The organism is Deltaproteobacteria bacterium IMCC39524, assembly GCA_029667085.1.
Taxonomy (GTDB): domain Bacteria; phylum Desulfobacterota; class Desulfuromonadia; order Desulfuromonadales; family BM103; genus M0040.
The window spans coordinates 377,493-393,444 of sequence record JARUHJ010000002.1 but is presented as its reverse complement, the minus strand read 5'-3'; the positions used below and the strand labels follow the sequence as shown (position 1 = coordinate 393,444).

The window sequence follows — 15,952 nt, the reverse complement described above, 5'->3', positions numbered from 1 at the left end:
TTAAGCGACTCAGACGAGAGGAGTTTCCGACCATGCAATCACTGACATTCAACAATAATGATAAGATGCCGATCCTCGGCCTGGGCACATGGAAAGCAGAGCCAGGGGCCGTTGGCAAAGCTGTTCAGGAAGCGGTCAGGATCGGTTACCGGCATATCGATTGCGCCGCAATATACGGTAACGAAGCAGAAATCGGCAAAGCACTTGAAGAGGTTATGCAAACCGGGCTGGTTAAACGCGACGAGCTATGGATCACATCAAAACTCTGGAACAATGCTCACGCAAGAGAAGAGGTTTCAATCGCCCTGAAAACAACTCTCGCCGATCTGCGCCTGGACTATCTCGACCTTTATCTGATTCACTGGCCGGTGGCCACACGGCCAGAAGTTATTTTTCCGAGAAAAGCCGATGAATTTTTCAGCTTGGCAGAAATGCCATTAAATGAAACCTGGGCAGGCATGGAAGATTGCGTTGAGAATGGACTGACCAAGCACATCGGTGTCTCCAACTTCAGCATCAAGAAAATCGAAGAGCTAAACAGCGCAAAAATCAGACCGGAGGTTAACCAGATCGAGTTGCATCCCTACCTGCAACAGGAGGAGATGCTGAACTATTGCAAGAAGCACAATATTTACCTGACGGCTTATTCGCCACTTGGCTCAGGGGACCGGCCTGAAGCCATGAAGGCTGCAAACGAACCCAGCTTACTTGAGAATTCGAAAGTCGTGAATATCGCCCAGGCTCATGGCTGCAAGGCGGCACAAGTTCTACTCAAGTGGGCCATTCAACGTGGCACTTCGGTAATACCTAAATCGACCAACCCGGATCGTCTTGCTGAAAACCTTGATGCAGCAAACCTTAAGCTCAGCAATCAGGAGATGGCAGAACTAGAAAAGCTGGAGAGGGGCTTCCGTTATGTCAATGGCGAATTCTGGACGATGGAAGGTTCACCTTATACTCTGACCGAGCTGTGGGGCTAAACGGAAGAAAAACAGCCTTGGCTATTGTCCGTCAAAATTCTATTTTCTGTAAACTTTATGCGGTTCACCGGGAAAGTTTTATATTGTCCTCAGGAGCTGACATTCTTCTAACGAAGAAGAAGTGCTTATTTGAGCTAGTCGATTGACGCAGCCTTAGCCATGAAATGTTTTGCAATAGCATTTGAACCGACCATAGCGTATCCGGCCCCAAGCTCTCTTAAGGCCTGTGCTACAGCCTGCTTTTGGGAACCAAGATTGCGCACAGGAAGCATGGTCTTTGAAGGAATGGTTTCGTTGATAGCCGCCATATTATCCATCTGAAAGGCACCGAGAGTGTTATCGCCAATATTGTGGTGTGCCGAATATTCAAGTGTCGGCAGATCGTCGGTATTAAGTATGGCGTTGCCGGCGAGCGACGCCAGGGTAGCCTCATCAAAAAGATAATGTTTGGCAATCAAGTCCCCCGGTGACCGAAGGTTTATACTGCCCATAATCTCGGCAATTTTCTTGTTGGAGAAACGATTTTTCATTCGCTGATAGTCGATTTTGAGCGGGGACGATGAACCGATCAGGATCAGATCGGACCCCGACTTGAATACGAGAGCGCGAGGGAAATTATGCAGAAACGTCTGGCTGACAATCTGCAGGTTGTCGACAGTAATGTCATAGAGACCGATCCATTGACAGAACAACCCTCCTTCTTTTAGTCGATCGACAGCGATCTGATAAAAGTCATCCGTAAACAGGTTACTGTTGCCGCTCTGCCAGGGATTAGAGGGCTCGGAGACGATGACATCGTACTTTTTAGTATGGGTAAACAATAAATTCCGTCCATCAGTGACAAACAGATTGACGTTCGGTTCAGCAAGCGCATTGCCGTTGAACTCTTTGAAGTATTTTTCTGCTTTAACCACCTCAGGCGAAATTTCAACGCAATTGATATTTTCCACCGGGTGAGAGCTCATCCCATTCAGTGTCAGTCCTGTGCCGAGACCAATAACCAGTACATCTTTCGGTGCCTGGTGCAACATCAGGGGGATTTGCCCGATCAGAAACTGGGTGGACATATCCCCCCCTGTGCCGCCATCGGTTTTGCCGTTCACTGAGAAGAAGCGAAAGTCGCCGTCTACGCTTTCATGAACCGCTACAGTGCAATCGCGGCCTTCAATAACCTCAAGGATTCTTTCCTCGGAGAGGACCCTCTCCATGCCACCCATCTTGGTGTATTTCGAAGCGTAGCAGTAGACTCCACTATTGATCAATTTTGCGTCCCACGACATTGGTACGAAGACAAGGAGGATCCCAGCGATAGCGACAGACGGAACCATTCGAAGCGACACCCCCCTTTGACGAAAATGCAAGGCAAGGATGAACACCATAACCAGATTAACGACCGCCAAGTATTTAAAACTGTTCAATAAGCCAAATGCTGGAACCATGACAAAGCCAGCGACAAGACTTCCCAAAACAGCACCTGTGGTATTGTGAAGAACCACCATTCCGACCCCTTGGCCAGTGTGCTTTTTGCCTGGGTCTATGATGGCCACTGCGGCAGGCAGTAAGGCACCAGAGAGGATTGTCGGCAGGCCAATGACGAAGAGAACTATCACAAACGAGAGCAGCGTAAGGAACCACCAGTTCTCACCCGAGACTTCATGAGCAAACTGAAACAGATGTGCCAATCTGTCATAGAAGGGAGCTGCCAAAAGGACAGACCCACTCATCATCAAACTGAGGACCAGAAAGACTTTTTTCTCGTTCACCTGCGGATTGCTGAGGCAAGCATAAAGGTAACCACCGGTAGCGACGCAAACCAGATAGACACTCAGCATCAGCGAGAAGGCATAACTCGTATTGCCAAGGAACAGCAACAATACCCGGGTCCAGAGAATCTCGTAGCCAAGGCTCAAGAAACCGATCAAGGCAACAGCAATCAGGATTGGCCGGTGTTTGGCTAAATCCAGGTGCTGAGAAACTTTTATCTCATCTGCATGACCATCAGCATCTACAGCACCATACCTTTTCGACAGAGCAAAACAGATACCAGCAATAACGAGATTGCCGAAGATTGCCAAAAAACCAGTGCGTGAAAGTCCAAGGGTCGGAATCAGTATATACCCGGCCGAGAAGGTCCCTAAGGTCGCACCTAATGTGTTGAGCGCGTAGAGCCTCCCAATCTGAGCTCCCGATTTTCGTCGGGCGAAAAATCGGCACATAAGGGGAAAAGTTCCCCCCATACAGATGCTCGGTGGCAGCAGAAGCATGGCGGAGAAGAAAATGTGAAGAGAGGTAGTTAACCAAGGGAAGTTAGGCAGGAGTTGTACCCAATAGGCGTAAAGATGCTCGACGACACTCAGGGTCGGCACGAAAAGCAGCGCCGTTAAAGCAATTCCGATTTCAAGCAGGGCATATGTTTTAAGCAGGTTCGCATCTCGATCGGAATAACGACCAAGGAGAAAACTACCGAGCGCCAGGCCTGCCATGAAGGTCGCTGCAACCACGCTGACTGCAATCATGGTGTTGCCGAAGGTTAGCGAGAGATACTTTGACCAGAGAATTTCATAGATCAGAGCACAGCAACCTGATAGGGCAAAGATGAGATAAACAAACCTCTTGTGCAGTCCTGAGATACTCATAACCCCCCGGTTTAAAGTCAAACAGTTCAGGACATTAACAACTGCAAACAATGTGCCGCCTCTAATGTTTACGCGAGCCAGCAACAACAGGAAAACCTTCCACGAACGTAACGAACTAGAATGATGAGAGGAATCCCATTTTAACCCTTCATGTGATGTCGAATAAAAACCATAAAGAGAGATCGGGATTCACAATTTGATGGCCACACAGAGGGTTAACAGTCAGCCAAAACACGTTAAATATCAGGTCAATCATTAGCGCAAAGAATTTTACAGACAATGTTTAGAGTTCAGTTGGGGAAATGACCTTTCAAAATAAAGTCGTTTTTAAGGGGAACAGCTCGACAAGGGAGAGAAAAAAAACAAGCAACCTCTATTGTCTAACTTTTGTGGCTTTAGTTAGCGAGCAGCATAAAAAAAGGGGCGCCTCGAAAGGCACCCCTTATGATCTTGCATATGAGCTTGCGGACTAGATGCCAGCAGCTTCTTCCAGCATTGCAGTCGTAACCGACTTAGGACGCTCGATACCGTAGCCGAGAGCGCGGTCCCAAGTGATGTTGGCGAGGCAGCCAAGTGCACGGCCGATTCCGAACAGAACGGTGTAGAACTCGTACTGGGTAACACCGTAGTACCACTGGATAACGCCGGACTGTGCGTCGACATTTGGCCAAGGGTTTTTGGCTTTACCGTGCTCGGTGAGGACACCAGGAGCAACTTCAAAGATCATCCGGACCAACTGGAACAATGGGTAGTCTTTGAGACCTTCTGTCTTCATGCAGAACTCACGCTGAGAAGTGTATCGTGGGTCGGTCTTGCGGAGAACGGCGTGGCCGTAACCCGGGATAACCTGACCGCTGTTCAGAGTCGCCCAGAGAGCTTCTTTGAGCTTCTCTTCGGTCGGAACTTCACCACCGAGCTCTTCCATGAAGTTCTGGGTCCAACGAAGAACTTCCTCGTTTGCCAGACCGTGCAGAGGACCAGCTAAGCCGCCAAGGCCAGCGCTGTATGCGTAGTATGCGTCGGACAAGGCCGAAGCAACCAGGTGAGTCGTATGGGCAGAAACGTTGCCGGACTCATGATCAGAGTGGAGGATGAAATACATACGGGACACATCCTTGTAATCATCACTCTGGCCGATCATGTGAGCGAAGTTGCCGCCCATGTCGAGGTTCGGATCAGCAGCAATCTGATCGTTGTTGCGATACTTCTTGTTGTAGATGTATGCGCCGATCGGACCAAGCTTGGCCATCATGTTGTTACAATCTTCGTACATGTCTTCCCAGCAGGTCATCTTGTTGAACTTACCTTCACGGTAGTTCTTAGCGAACACAGAGTCGCGCTGCATGGCGAGAACGGCGCTGGAGAACATGGCCATAGGATGAGCATCATCAGGGAGGGCATTCAGAACGTCATAAACGTACTGAGGAACTTCTGCACGCTTCTTCCAGTCTTCTACAACCTCAAGGGTCTGATCCATGGTCGGAACATCACCGGTCAAAAGCATGTACCAGAAGCCTTCGACGAAAGGATATTCACTACCGGGAACTTTTGGCAGAGCATCAAAGGTCTCAGGAATGGTCAAGCCACGGAAGCGGATACCTTCGAAGGGGTCGAGATAAGAGATATCGGTAACCAGGCACTTGACGCCACGAGCGCCACCGATAGCCTGAGCGATGGTAACATCACCCAGTTTGACATCGCCGCATTGCTTGACCAGCTTGGTGATCCGGGGGCGATGTGCATCAATTTTCTGACTCAGAACTTTTTTCAGTGTAGACATAATTCTCTCTCCTTTGGGAAATGATATGGTGGCGGGTTAGAAGGCCCACCAGAGTAAAACTGTCCCTTGTTTACCTAACAACTAACTGTCAAATGACAAATCATCCCGCCAACAAATCGATATTTGGTGCATTGAACCCGCACCAGAGGAAGATTAATGCGGCGGGAAGAATAATTAGAGACGACAAAGAGTAAATCATGCTTGTGATACTTTACCCTTTATCATTTCCAAATAACGTTCTAACAAGTCACCCCTGAAGTGTCAAGCCGATTTTGTATACAGTATGCGATTTCTTTTTTCCATACGGTGACATTTATCTTTTGCATTACCACTTCGCCATGCTAAAATGCCCAAAAAATAGGCATAAACTCATGTATATCGGCTCCCTTAAACTCAAGAACCCCATCTTTTCTGCGCCTATGGCGGGCATCTCTGACCTGCCTTACAGGCTCATCATGAAACGCCATGGCGCCGCACTGGTCTATTCTGAAATGATCAGCGCTAATGGCCTATTCTATAGCGGGAAAGCCACTCGCAAGCTCCTCCACTCCTCTCCGGAAGAGCACCCCCTGGCCGTGCAACTCTTTGGAGACACTCCGGAAAGACTCGCTGAAGCGACCGAGCAGGTAGAAGAATATGGTGAGCTGATCGATCTCAATCTCGGTTGCCCAGTACGTAAGGTTATCCGCTCTGGAGCAGGCAGCGCCCTTCTACGTGAACCGGAGAAGGTCGCACACATCGTCGCTGCGGTGCGTCGCGCAACAACACGACCGCTGACAGTCAAAATCAGGTCTGGCTGGGACCACGATTCTGTCAACTTTACCGAGATTGCCCGTATCGCCGTTGAAGAAGGCGTAGATGCCATCACTCTGCACCCACGCACACGCTCTCAGATGTTCGGTGGATCCGCCGACTGGACGCAGATAAAAGCGTTAAAAAAGGCTGTCTCGGTACCGGTTATTGGCAGCGGAGACCTCTTTTCTGCAGAGTGTATTAAAACCATGTTTGAGCAGACTGGATGTGATGCGGTCATGGTCGGTCGAGGCGGATATGGCAACCCCTGGATCATTCAACAGGCCCTTGAGTTGCTCGCAGACAAGCCGGGAAGCCAGCCGAGCACAGAAGAGCGTTTTGCCGTCGCCAAAGAGCATTTGGGGCTTTGCCTGGAAACATTCGGCCCGCAAAAAACACTGGGACATATGCGCAAGCACCTCTGCTGGTATGTCCGAGGGATGGAGAACTCGGCGGGCTTTCGCTCCGGTATCAACCAGACACGAACAATTAACGAGATGAGCACCCTGCTCGATAATTTCTTCACCTCTTCACTAGGGAGTGATGCCCAAAGATGATTAGCCGTGAACCTTTACCTGATACCGGCTCTACTCTCTACAGCAGGATTCTGGAGAACATAGACCGTGCGGTCATTGCCTTTGATCAGGAAGGCTGCATCACACTCTTCAATCCGGCCGCAGAAGCGCTCATGGAGCGTTCTTCCAGACAAATGGCCGGCCAGCACTACGAAGCCCTTTTCAAAGATCAGGAGACACTCCTATATCTGGTCAAAGTGGCCCTCAACGAAAGTCGCTCCATCACCGACGACGAAGGTCTCTACCTGCACAGGGCCAATGCATCCCCGCTGCCGGTCAATGCCTACGCAGCTCCGATCTATACCAATCGCGGCAACCAGGACGGGGCGGTTATGATCATCCGTGATCTGTCCCGCATCAAGGAGTTGGAAGGGACTCTCCGGCGGGCTGACCGCCTGTCGATCCTGGGGACCCTGGCCGCTGGACTGGCACACGAGATAAAAAACCCGCTGGGAGGCATTAAGGGCGCCGCCCAGCTTCTTGCCATGGAGCTGCCGAAAGAAAACTCTCTGCTGGACTACACGCAAATCATGGTCAAAGAAGTGGATCGTATTAATTTCATCATTGAGGAACTCATGGAGCTGGGTAATCCACGCACACCCGAATTTGCTGAAGTCGACCTGGCCAAAATTCTTGACGATATAGTTTTATTGCAACGAGAAGCAGCCCGTAACCAGAACACAAAGTTTACCTTAAGGTTCGACCCCAGCATTCCGCCGGTCCGAGGAGACGAAAGCCTGCTGACCCGGCTCTTCCTGAACCTTATAAAGAATGCGCGTGAGGCTATAGCCCATGATGGCGAGGTTACGATCGAAACGAGAATCGCCTCGAGCTACCATATGACCGGCCCGGGCCGACGCTCATCACCTATGGTGGACATCACGATCCGCGATACCGGCTGCGGAATTGCTGTCGAGGAAATGGAGCGCATCTTCACTCCTTACTTCACCACCAAGATCAAAGGTAGTGGCCTGGGGCTGGCTATTTCGCAAAAAATTATTGAAGACCACAATGGCCTGCTTAAAATTGAGAGCACCCCTGATGAGGGGACCACTATGATTGTTTCTTTACCGCTACGCCGTTAGCGAGTTCTTTTTCAAGGAGTGTCACACATGTCGATCAAACGAATTCTGGTTGCGGATGACGAAGAGAGTATCCGTTGGGTGCTTTCCAAATCCCTAACCAAACAGGGCTACCAAGTTGATCTGGCCAAAGACGGCAAAGAAGCATTGCTGATGAGCAGAAAGCAGAGTTATGACCTGGCGGTCCTTGATATAAAAATGCCAGGCATCACCGGATTAGAGCTTTTAAGCAAGTTCCAGGAAGAGTGTCCCCAAGCGCTGATCGTTATCATGACTGCAGAATCTTCCATGAAGAATGCCGTGGAAGCAATGAAACGCGGCGCCTACGATTATCTGACCAAGCCTTTTGACCTTGACGCACTGGATGCCATCATCTTCAAGGCGCAGAAGGCGTCAAAGATCTCTGCCGAAGTGTCTGTGCTTAAGCAGGAGATCAAAGATCATTACCAGCTGGAGAGGACGATTATCGGTCAGAGCCAGCCAATGCAGAAAATTTACAAAACCCTCGGCAAAATTGCGCCATCAGACATAACGGTTCTCATTTACGGTGAAAGTGGTACCGGTAAGGAATTGATCGCCAGGGCAATTCATTTCAACAGCCCCCGCCTTGGTAAACCTTTCATCGCACTCAACTGCGCCGCGATCCCTGGAGAGCTCCTTGAAAGCGAACTTTTCGGCCATGAAAGAGGCGCCTTTACCGGCGCAACCGAAAGGAAGATCGGCAAATTCGAACAGGCCAATGACGGCACCATCTTCCTTGACGAAATCGGTGACATGCCTCTGGAGTTGCAAGCCAAACTGTTAAGAGTCCTGCAGGAAAAAGAAGTGACCCGCACCGGAGGCAACACAACAATTCAAATCAACACCCGCATTGTTGCAGCGACCAATCAGGACCTTAAGAGCAAAGTGCAGCAGAAAGAGTTTCGTGAAGACCTCTACTACCGCCTGAATGTGGTTCCACTTGAGCTCCCCGCACTACGTGATCGCCGCGAAGATATCCCAAACCTGGCAGACTATTTCCTGGCCAAAGCCCATCAGGAATATGCGTCTCCGGCAAACGGCTTTGCGAAAGAAGCGATGGACCTGCTTTGCAGCTATGATTGGCCAGGCAACGTTCGCGAGCTTGAGAACGCCATCCAGAGAGCCTCCCTGCTCTCGCCCGATGCGCTTCTCAACGCCGCAGACTTTCCAGACCTGACGTCAGCACAAGGTTCCAGCGGCAATGGCACATCGCTGGAGGCATTGATCACACAGAAGCTGCAGAGCTCTCTCGCGCAAATCGACCTGCAGGACATGGACAATCTTTACGAAATGGTGCTGCACCAGATGGAACGCCCTTTGATCAACATCGTTCTGGAAAAAACGCGCGGCAACCAGGTAAAGGCCGCAGAAGTCCTCGGAATCAACCGCAACACTCTGCGCAAGAAGATCCAGACTCTCAATATCACGGCGAAACGTAACTAGCCGTATCATTCAACAAGTCAAAACGTCAAAACGGCGCTCAGTCATTGTGCGCCGTTTTGGTTTCCTTCTCTACTTTATCTCCGGTCCATGCAATGCTATCTTAATGGCTATGCAACAGCCAATTCGCAACCAAAGCACTAAAAGCTTACCGACCGTATCGATTATTGTCGCCATGACCAGCGAACGGGTCATTGGCACCCTGCAGGGCTTGCCCTGGCATCTTCCCGAGGATTTACAGCTATTCAAACGCAGGACCCTCGGCAAAACGGTCATCATGGGCCACAAAACCCATCAGTCGATAGGCCGGCCACTCCAGGGGCGCCACAATATTGTTTTGAGTCGCGCACCATTAACCATAACAGGCGTACAAGTCTGCAGCAGCTTTATCGAAGGCCTTGCTGAGGCCGCCCGTCATGGGCAGCCGATCTTCGTGATCGGCGGAGCAGAGCTCTACAAAAAATCCTTACCGATTGCATCCGATCTACATATTTCCTGGGTCGAAGAAAATGCAGCGGGCGACATCCATTTCCCGCCTTTCGATCTTGATGACTGGAGAGTTCTTAGCATCTCAGAATATTCAGGGTTCAATCATATCCATTATCAACGCAACAACACCTAGCACCCTAGTGCCTTGAGCGATTGTACAGGGCTGCCCGGCGCGACGGGTTTGGATGGCACACACGAAAGGGAGATGAAATGCAAGAAACCAATATCAAGCGCGCCAGAGTGGCAGTTCTCGACGAGATTCTGGGGAAAAGCTTTCCGGTCCTGGATCATGGTCACGTAAGGATCATCGATTATATGGGCGATGATGCCGCAATCGTGCAGGCGGCAAGAGTGTCCTACGGAGCGGGCACAAAACAGGTCCATGAAGACCGTGGTTTGATTCGATATCTGCTGCGCAACGCACACACAACCCCTTTCGAGATGTGCAAGCTAAAGCTGCATATCCGTGTGCCGATGGACTGCTGGCGTCAGTGGATACGTCATCGTACCGCATCAGTCAATGAGTACAGCACACGTTACTCTGAGGCAATCTCCGACCAACAGGGGACTTTGCCCGGAGAATGGCGCCTCCAGACGACTCTGAATAAGCAGGGCAGCGAAGGCTTCCTTGATCTCGACCTGGGCAAGGAGTTGACTATCAGCGAGGCGAAATTTCACCAATCCGCAAGAGATTTATACCAATCGCGGATTGAATCGGGAGTGGCTCGCGAGCAAGCCCGCAAAGACCTCCCCCTCTCGACTTACACAGAAGCCTACTGGTCGATTGACCTGCACAACCTCCTGCACTTTCTCATGCTGCGTATGGACAGCCATGCGCAAACCGAAATCCGTCAATATGCAACAGTGATCGGAGAAGAAATCGTCGCCCGCTGGGTTCCTTTTGTCTGGGAGGCCTTCAGAGACTACAGGTTGAACGCTATGCGACTTTCCGGACCAGAGACGGAACTTATGAGGTTGCTGATTGCACAGGACCAACCTGCGGCAAAAGAGTGGCTAAAAGAACATGGCTGGGTCAGCTTAAAGGACGGCAAGAAATCAAGAGAAGCGAAGGAACTCGAAGTCAAACTGGAGACATTGGGACTACGACTTCCTTAAAAACATCAGGAGCAAGCACCCAACAAAAAAGCCGGCCATTTCAGGCCGGCTTCAAGCTGCATAGTCATCACTACGTTCCGATCTGCTCTCAAAACGCGTGAACTCGCCAAGAAAAGTCAACTGTTCGACTCCAAGTGGCCCGTTTCTCTGTTTACCGATGATCACCTCGGCGCTGCGCTCGTGATTCTCTCCACAGCTGTTGTCGCGCTTTTTACAGGCGTCGCAATATACCGTCTCACGATAGAGGAACATTATGACGTCGGCATCCTGCTCAATCGCACCCGACTCACGTAAATCAGAAAGAATAGGTCGCTTGTCTGTGCGACTCTCAAGAGAACGATTTAGCTGAGACAAGGCGATGACCGGCACATCGAGCTCTTTGGCCAGAGCTTTCAGAGAACGTGAGATCTCTGAGATCTCCTGCTGACGGTTTTCAGTGGTTTTACCGGTCATCAACTGCAAATAATCAACGACGATCAGGCCAAGATTGTTTTCCGCTTTAAGGCGACGAGACTTTGCACGAACTTCCAAAACGCTGATAGAGGGGGTATCATCGATATAGATCGGAGCCTCAGCGATAATCCCGGCCGCATTGACCAGGGTAGGAAATTCAGACTGAGCCAGTTTGCCGGTTCGAACCCGTCCGGCTTCAATACGAGCGACCGAACAAAGCAGACGCTGGACGAGCTGTTCCTTGCTCATCTCCAACGAAAAGACCAGTGAAGTAACGGGTTTACTGGAATGCATGGACGCGTATTCAACGAGGTTGAGACAGAAAGCCGTTTTTCCCATAGAGGGTCGCGCGGCAACAATAACCAGATCACCACCCTGCATACCTGAAGTCATATTGTCGAGATCTTTGAAACCGGTCGGGACACCTGTAATCAGCTCTTTTCGGCTGTACAGCCCTTCAATCGTCTTGATCGTGTCCTTAACGATATCCTTGGTCGCATAATAAGACTGCTTGGTCTTCATATTGGCGATCTTGAAGATCTCGCCTTCAGCCCAATCAAGGGAGGTCTCAACTTCACCGCCCTCATAACCTCTGCTGGCAATTTCGGTCGCAACCTTGATTAATTCTCGAGCGATGGCCTTCTCTTTTACAATTTTACAGTAATAGGAGATGTTGGCCGCGGTCGGCACATAATCGACGAGCGTTGCCAGGTAGGAGCTGCCGCCAACTTCCTCGAGAGCATCCTGCGTCTTCAGGATGTCGGTCAAGGTGACCAGGTCAGCGGGTTCATTGCGCTCATACAGAGCGATCAACCCATTAAAGATTTTACCGTGGGAGGCTCGATAGAAGTCTTCTGGACGCAGAGATTCCAATGCCCTGCTCAGGGCCTCGTTCTCCAATAGGATCCCCCCCAGAACAGACATTTCTGCTTCCAGGTTCTGGGGTGGCAGGCGATGTTCAGCGCGGTCTTGCACGTTCGCCCTCAAGGGAAAAGAGGGGCCTGCACGAGAGCAAGCCCCTGAAGTCAGTTACAGCTTTTGTTCTTAAGCGTCTACAGGAGTCTCTGCAGGAACGTCTGTAGAAACCGGCTGAGCATCTTCACTGATAACATTAATCTTAACGATAGCATTAACACCAGCATTCAGCTTGATATCAATCGCGTGCTCACCAAGTTCTTTAATCGGCTGCTCAAGCAGGATCTTGCGACGATCGATTTCAATACCCTGGGAAGAGAGACTTTCAGCGATTTCCATAGAGGTGACCGAGCCGAACAGCTTGCCTTCTTCGCTTGCTTTGTGCACAAAAGTACACTCAACAGCCTCAATCCGTGCCTTGACGTCAGCAGCTTCCTGGCTCAGCTTCTCAGCCTTGCGATTCAACTGGCGCTTGTGATGCTCAAGTTCTTTGAGCTTAGCCTCACTCGCTTCAACAGCCAGCCCCTGAGGAACCAGGAAATTACGACCATAGCCAGGCTTGACCTTAACCACTTCACCAATGGTCCCGAGATTTTTAACATTTTCAGTCAGAATGACATCCATCTTTTTATCCTCCCAAAATCTTTATGATTCAGGTTCTTTTGGTTTGCGAAAATCAGCCCACAAGTCAAATACGCCAATTCCAGTGACAACCATCGGTAACGGATTAACCAACGTGACCAGCAGGTAGCCGACAGTCCTTATCATCGGCGAAAAAGCTTTGCGGCGAAAAAAACAATCAATAACAGCCAGACCTTGCAGAAAGTAAACCGGCAAGAGAATCACCAGCAGGTTCAGGGCAAAGGTTCCAGCTATCCCTTCAACAAATGCAACCAGGAAACCAGCAGTTATCAGTATCCAGACCAGCCATTCAGGAGACTTCCACTCGGGGAAGGCTCTACCCGGAACAGTATAACGACCTCGTGCCAGCAGCGACAGCATAAAGATCAGGCCGACGACCATAAGGCCGCTGACGGTGATCGAAATCCCCGGATAAGCTTTCTCCAGGAAGCTGGCCATATTCTCTATCGCCAGCCCTACCTCGCGCTTCTGGGCTGCAGGAAGGTCTGCGTCAGCAAACATATCCTGCATGATCGTCGTGGTCTGGACAATTTCCTTGCCGATCAGATCACTGACTGTTACCAAGGGCGACTGACCGGAGACAGCTGAGACAACCAGCAATCCGCAAACACTCGCCGCGACCATGGCCCACAAAACAGCGACTGCAGACTTATCCCAAGCGAACCCTCGGTTTAACAACCAGGGTAACGCAACGCCCGGAATACCAAACTGAACCAGGTACATGGCGGACGAAGCTGAATCGGCTGTCAGCAGTACCAGGAGTGCAGTCAATGCAACTGTCACTCCTGCGGCTGCTGAGCCAACACGCATACCAACAAAAGCTGCCGGAAGAGGCGTGAAGAGGTTCACTGCAACAGCAGCAAAACCCAGAGCGGCAAAGGTTCCAAACAACGCATACCCGGCTATCGTGCCGAGAACAACGTAAAGTCCTCGCTGCATCATCATCGCGCTAGCGCTGCGATGAACCTCTCTCGAGAGAGTGGCTTGCGGTGAAAGGCAGCAACGCGATATTACGCGCGCGCTTGATTGCTTCTGTCAATTTTCTCTGATGATCCGAACAGGTACCAGAAATCCGCCGTGGAGTAATCTTGCCACGCTCGGAAATAAAGTAACGCAGTGAGCGGATATCTTTGTAGTCGATTGTTGCTTTCTTATCGGCACAGAAACGACAAACTTTGCGACGGCCATAACGCCGACGAGGTCCACCGCTGCGATTTCCTTCATATGCCATGATTATATCTCCTTCTTCATCATCTTAAGATTGATTCGAATGTTAGGATTTTTCTGTTGATTCCTCAGTAGCAGCTTCAGCTTCTACTGGGGCTTCGGTGGCACTTTCGGTCGCCTCAGCATCTTCTGCGGGGGCTTCTTCGGGTGCAGCCTCAACAACAGGAGGCGCCTCGTAACCACCTTCCAGAATGATGGTCTGGAACTTGATTACCTTTTCGTCGATGCGCATGCGGCGCTCGAACTCGGCAATAACAGTCGGCTCGGCGTCAAAGATCACCAGAACGTAACAGCCTTTAGACTGCTTCTTGACCTGATAGGCCAGTGTCCGGGTTCCCCAGTTTTCTACCTTGAGAACGTCAGCTCCCTGATCAGACAAGATCGTTTTGTACTTGTCGATGAGGGCAGTCTGATCGTCCCCGATAACTTCCGGGTGTACGATGAAGATTGATTCGTAGGTTCGCATAAAACCTCCTCTTGAGTTATTAGCCCCGCCAGGCGGAGCAAGGAGCGGAAACATCCTGCATGCTTCCTTCTAAAGAACTTTGTTTTCTACCACACCCCGCACCACGAGGCAACGGATTTTTATTAAAACAGACGACAGGGGTTGTCGGTGAATCCTGTCTCTGGATCCAGTCTCTGTCCACCGTTTGTTTAGACATTAAAACGGAAGTGCATGACATCGCCGTCTTTGACAAGATAGTCCTTGCCTTCAAGTCGCATCAGCCCTTTTTCCTTAGCACCTGCTTCACCTTTTGAAGAGATAAAATCTCCGTAGCCAATCACTTCCGCGCGAATAAAGCCCTTCTCAAAGTCAGTATGGATCACTCCAGCAGCTTGAGGAGCGCGAGCACCTTCACTAACAGTCCACGCACGCACTTCTTTGACCCCTGCAGTGAAGTAAGTGATCAAACCCAGCAAGCGGTATCCAGCATGAATCATCCGATCAAGGCCAGACTCATCGAGACCGAGCTCACCGAGAAATTCTGCTTTCTCATCCTCTGCCAATTCAGCAATCTCTGACTCTATTTTGCCGCAGATAATGACGATTTCAGCTCCTTCATTGGCAGCATGCTCCTTGAGACGATCAACGAATGGGTGCTCACCGGCAAGATCATCTTCTGAGACATTGGCCACATAGAGAACCGGCTTTGCGGTTATCAGGCAGAGTTCACCCAGTGGGGCCCATTGTTCAGCATTCAGGTCAGCATTGCGGGCAGGCTGTCCACTGTCGAGACATTTTTGCACCTTCTCCAGAATAGCCATTTCTTCCTGCATCTTTTTGTCGCCACTCTTTGCCTGCTTGCCGACGCGGTTGATGCGCTTCTCAACGGCATCCAAATCAGTCAGGTTAAGTTCCGTTTGTATCACTTCAACATCACGCAAAGGATCAATACTGCCATCAACATGCACGACATTCTCATCTTCAAAACAGCGCACAATATGGGCAATGGCGTCAACCTGACGAATGTGTCCAAGGAACTGGTTACCCAAGCCTTCACCGCGACTCGCCCCTTTCACCAATCCTGCGATATCGACAAACTCCATGGCTGTTGGCAGGACATTCTGTGGATTGACGATATCAGAGAGAACATCAAGACGGGGGTCTGGAACTGTGACGATGCCGACATTTGGTTCAATGGTACAGAAGGGGTAATTAGCTGCCTCAGCACCGGCAGATGTTATCGCGTTGAAGATGGTTGACTTACCGACATTAGGCAGACCAACGATACCGCATTTGAATCCCATAATTTTCTTTATCCATGTAAATAACGATAGCCGGAGCAGAAGCCCCGGCTATCGT

At 50.4% G+C, this 15,952-nt stretch carries 14 protein-coding genes; 6 read left to right on the top strand and 8 right to left on the bottom strand.

What is annotated here, in order from left to right:
• Positions 1–32: 32 nt before the first annotated feature.
• Positions 33–980 carry an aldo/keto reductase gene (locus P9J64_07475; GenBank protein MDG5468162.1) on the top strand — a complete coding sequence of 316 codons (948 nt, stop codon included), beginning with the start codon at positions 33–35 and terminating at the stop codon, positions 978–980.
• Positions 981–1,114: 134 nt separating this feature from the next.
• Here P9J64_07475 and P9J64_07470 read toward each other — a convergent pair whose 3' ends face one another.
• Positions 1,115–3,616, bottom strand: a complete 2,502-nt coding sequence (locus P9J64_07470; GenBank protein MDG5468161.1) for a fused MFS/spermidine synthase — start codon at positions 3,614–3,616, stop codon at positions 1,115–1,117.
• Positions 3,617–4,085: 469 nt separating this feature from the next.
• Positions 4,086–5,396 (bottom strand): citrate (Si)-synthase, encoded by a 1,311-nt coding sequence (locus P9J64_07465; GenBank protein MDG5468160.1) that lies wholly within the window; start codon positions 5,394–5,396, stop codon positions 4,086–4,088.
• Positions 5,397–5,767: 371 nt separating this feature from the next.
• Here P9J64_07465 and dusB point away from each other — a divergent pair, with 371 nt between their 5' ends.
• The 5 genes from dusB (at position 5,768) to thyX (ending at position 10,911) form a co-directional block, all read left to right on the top strand.
• Positions 5,768–6,745: a tRNA dihydrouridine synthase DusB gene (dusB, locus tag P9J64_07460; GenBank protein MDG5468159.1), complete on the top strand. Its 978-nt coding sequence runs from the start codon at positions 5,768–5,770 to the stop codon at positions 6,743–6,745.
• On the top strand, positions 6,742–7,848 hold the full coding sequence (locus P9J64_07455; protein MDG5468158.1) for an ATP-binding protein: 1,107 nt from the start codon (positions 6,742–6,744) through the stop codon (positions 7,846–7,848). The genes dusB and P9J64_07455 overlap by 4 nt, the downstream gene beginning before the upstream one ends.
• A 27-nt stretch (positions 7,849–7,875) precedes the next feature.
• The gene (locus P9J64_07450; protein MDG5468157.1) at positions 7,876–9,309 is read left to right on the top strand and encodes a sigma-54 dependent transcriptional regulator; all 1,434 of its coding nucleotides are present in this window, start codon (positions 7,876–7,878) and stop codon (positions 9,307–9,309) included.
• 103 nt (positions 9,310–9,412) lie between these two features.
• Positions 9,413–9,928 carry a dihydrofolate reductase gene (locus tag P9J64_07445; protein MDG5468156.1) on the top strand — a complete coding sequence of 172 codons (516 nt, stop codon included), beginning with the start codon at positions 9,413–9,415 and terminating at the stop codon, positions 9,926–9,928.
• A gap of 77 nt (positions 9,929–10,005) precedes the next feature.
• The gene (gene thyX, locus P9J64_07440; protein ID MDG5468155.1) at positions 10,006–10,911 is read left to right on the top strand and encodes an FAD-dependent thymidylate synthase; all 906 of its coding nucleotides are present in this window, start codon (positions 10,006–10,008) and stop codon (positions 10,909–10,911) included.
• A gap of 51 nt (positions 10,912–10,962) precedes the next feature.
• Here the strand turns inward: thyX and dnaB are convergent, their stop codons facing one another.
• The 6 genes from dnaB to ychF all read right to left on the bottom strand — a co-directional run bounded on the left by dnaB (position 10,963) and on the right by ychF (position 15,897).
• Complete coding sequence (dnaB, locus tag P9J64_07435) at positions 10,963–12,339, bottom strand: replicative DNA helicase (protein ID MDG5468154.1); 1,377 nt, start codon at positions 12,337–12,339, stop codon at positions 10,963–10,965.
• 69 nt (positions 12,340–12,408) lie between these two features.
• Positions 12,409–12,903: a 50S ribosomal protein L9 gene (gene rplI, locus P9J64_07430; GenBank protein MDG5468153.1), complete on the bottom strand. Its 495-nt coding sequence runs from the start codon at positions 12,901–12,903 to the stop codon at positions 12,409–12,411.
• A gap of 21 nt (positions 12,904–12,924) precedes the next feature.
• A complete protein-coding gene (locus P9J64_07425; GenBank protein ID MDG5468152.1) occupies positions 12,925–13,866 on the bottom strand; it encodes a DUF2232 domain-containing protein in 942 nt (313 codons plus the stop codon).
• 4 nt (positions 13,867–13,870) lie between these two features.
• Complete coding sequence (gene rpsR, locus P9J64_07420; protein ID MDG5468151.1) at positions 13,871–14,152, bottom strand: 30S ribosomal protein S18; 282 nt, start codon at positions 14,150–14,152, stop codon at positions 13,871–13,873.
• Between the two features lie 42 nt (positions 14,153–14,194).
• Positions 14,195–14,614 (bottom strand): 30S ribosomal protein S6, encoded by a 420-nt coding sequence (gene rpsF, locus P9J64_07415; protein MDG5468150.1) that lies wholly within the window; start codon positions 14,612–14,614, stop codon positions 14,195–14,197.
• Positions 14,615–14,802: 188 nt separating this feature from the next.
• Positions 14,803–15,897: a redox-regulated ATPase YchF gene (gene ychF, locus P9J64_07410; protein ID MDG5468149.1), complete on the bottom strand. Its 1,095-nt coding sequence runs from the start codon at positions 15,895–15,897 to the stop codon at positions 14,803–14,805.
• Positions 15,898–15,952: the final 55 nt, after the last annotated feature.

Excerpts from the sequence above, each read along its gene's own strand:
- P9J64_07475 (MDG5468162.1), top strand. The coding sequence starts at position 33 with ATGCAATCACTGACATTCAACAATAATGATAAGATGCCGATCCTCGGC.
- P9J64_07470 (MDG5468161.1), bottom strand. The coding sequence starts at position 3,616 with ATGAGTATCTCAGGACTGCACAAGAGGTTTGTTTATCTCATCTTTGCC.
- P9J64_07465 (MDG5468160.1), bottom strand. The coding sequence starts at position 5,396 with ATGTCTACACTGAAAAAAGTTCTGAGTCAGAAAATTGATGCACATCGC.
- dusB (MDG5468159.1), top strand. The coding sequence starts at position 5,768 with ATGTATATCGGCTCCCTTAAACTCAAGAACCCCATCTTTTCTGCGCCT.
- P9J64_07455 (MDG5468158.1), top strand. The coding sequence starts at position 6,742 with ATGATTAGCCGTGAACCTTTACCTGATACCGGCTCTACTCTCTACAGC.
- P9J64_07450 (MDG5468157.1), top strand. The coding sequence starts at position 7,876 with ATGTCGATCAAACGAATTCTGGTTGCGGATGACGAAGAGAGTATCCGT.
- P9J64_07445 (MDG5468156.1), top strand. The coding sequence starts at position 9,413 with ATGGCTATGCAACAGCCAATTCGCAACCAAAGCACTAAAAGCTTACCG.
- thyX (MDG5468155.1), top strand. The coding sequence starts at position 10,006 with ATGCAAGAAACCAATATCAAGCGCGCCAGAGTGGCAGTTCTCGACGAG.
- rplI (MDG5468153.1), bottom strand. The coding sequence starts at position 12,903 with ATGGATGTCATTCTGACTGAAAATGTTAAAAATCTCGGGACCATTGGT.
- P9J64_07425 (MDG5468152.1), bottom strand. The coding sequence starts at position 13,866 with ATGATGATGCAGCGAGGACTTTACGTTGTTCTCGGCACGATAGCCGGG.
- rpsR (MDG5468151.1), bottom strand. The coding sequence starts at position 14,152 with ATGGCATATGAAGGAAATCGCAGCGGTGGACCTCGTCGGCGTTATGGC.
- rpsF (MDG5468150.1), bottom strand. The coding sequence starts at position 14,614 with ATGCGAACCTACGAATCAATCTTCATCGTACACCCGGAAGTTATCGGG.
- ychF (MDG5468149.1), bottom strand. The coding sequence starts at position 15,897 with ATGGGATTCAAATGCGGTATCGTTGGTCTGCCTAATGTCGGTAAGTCA.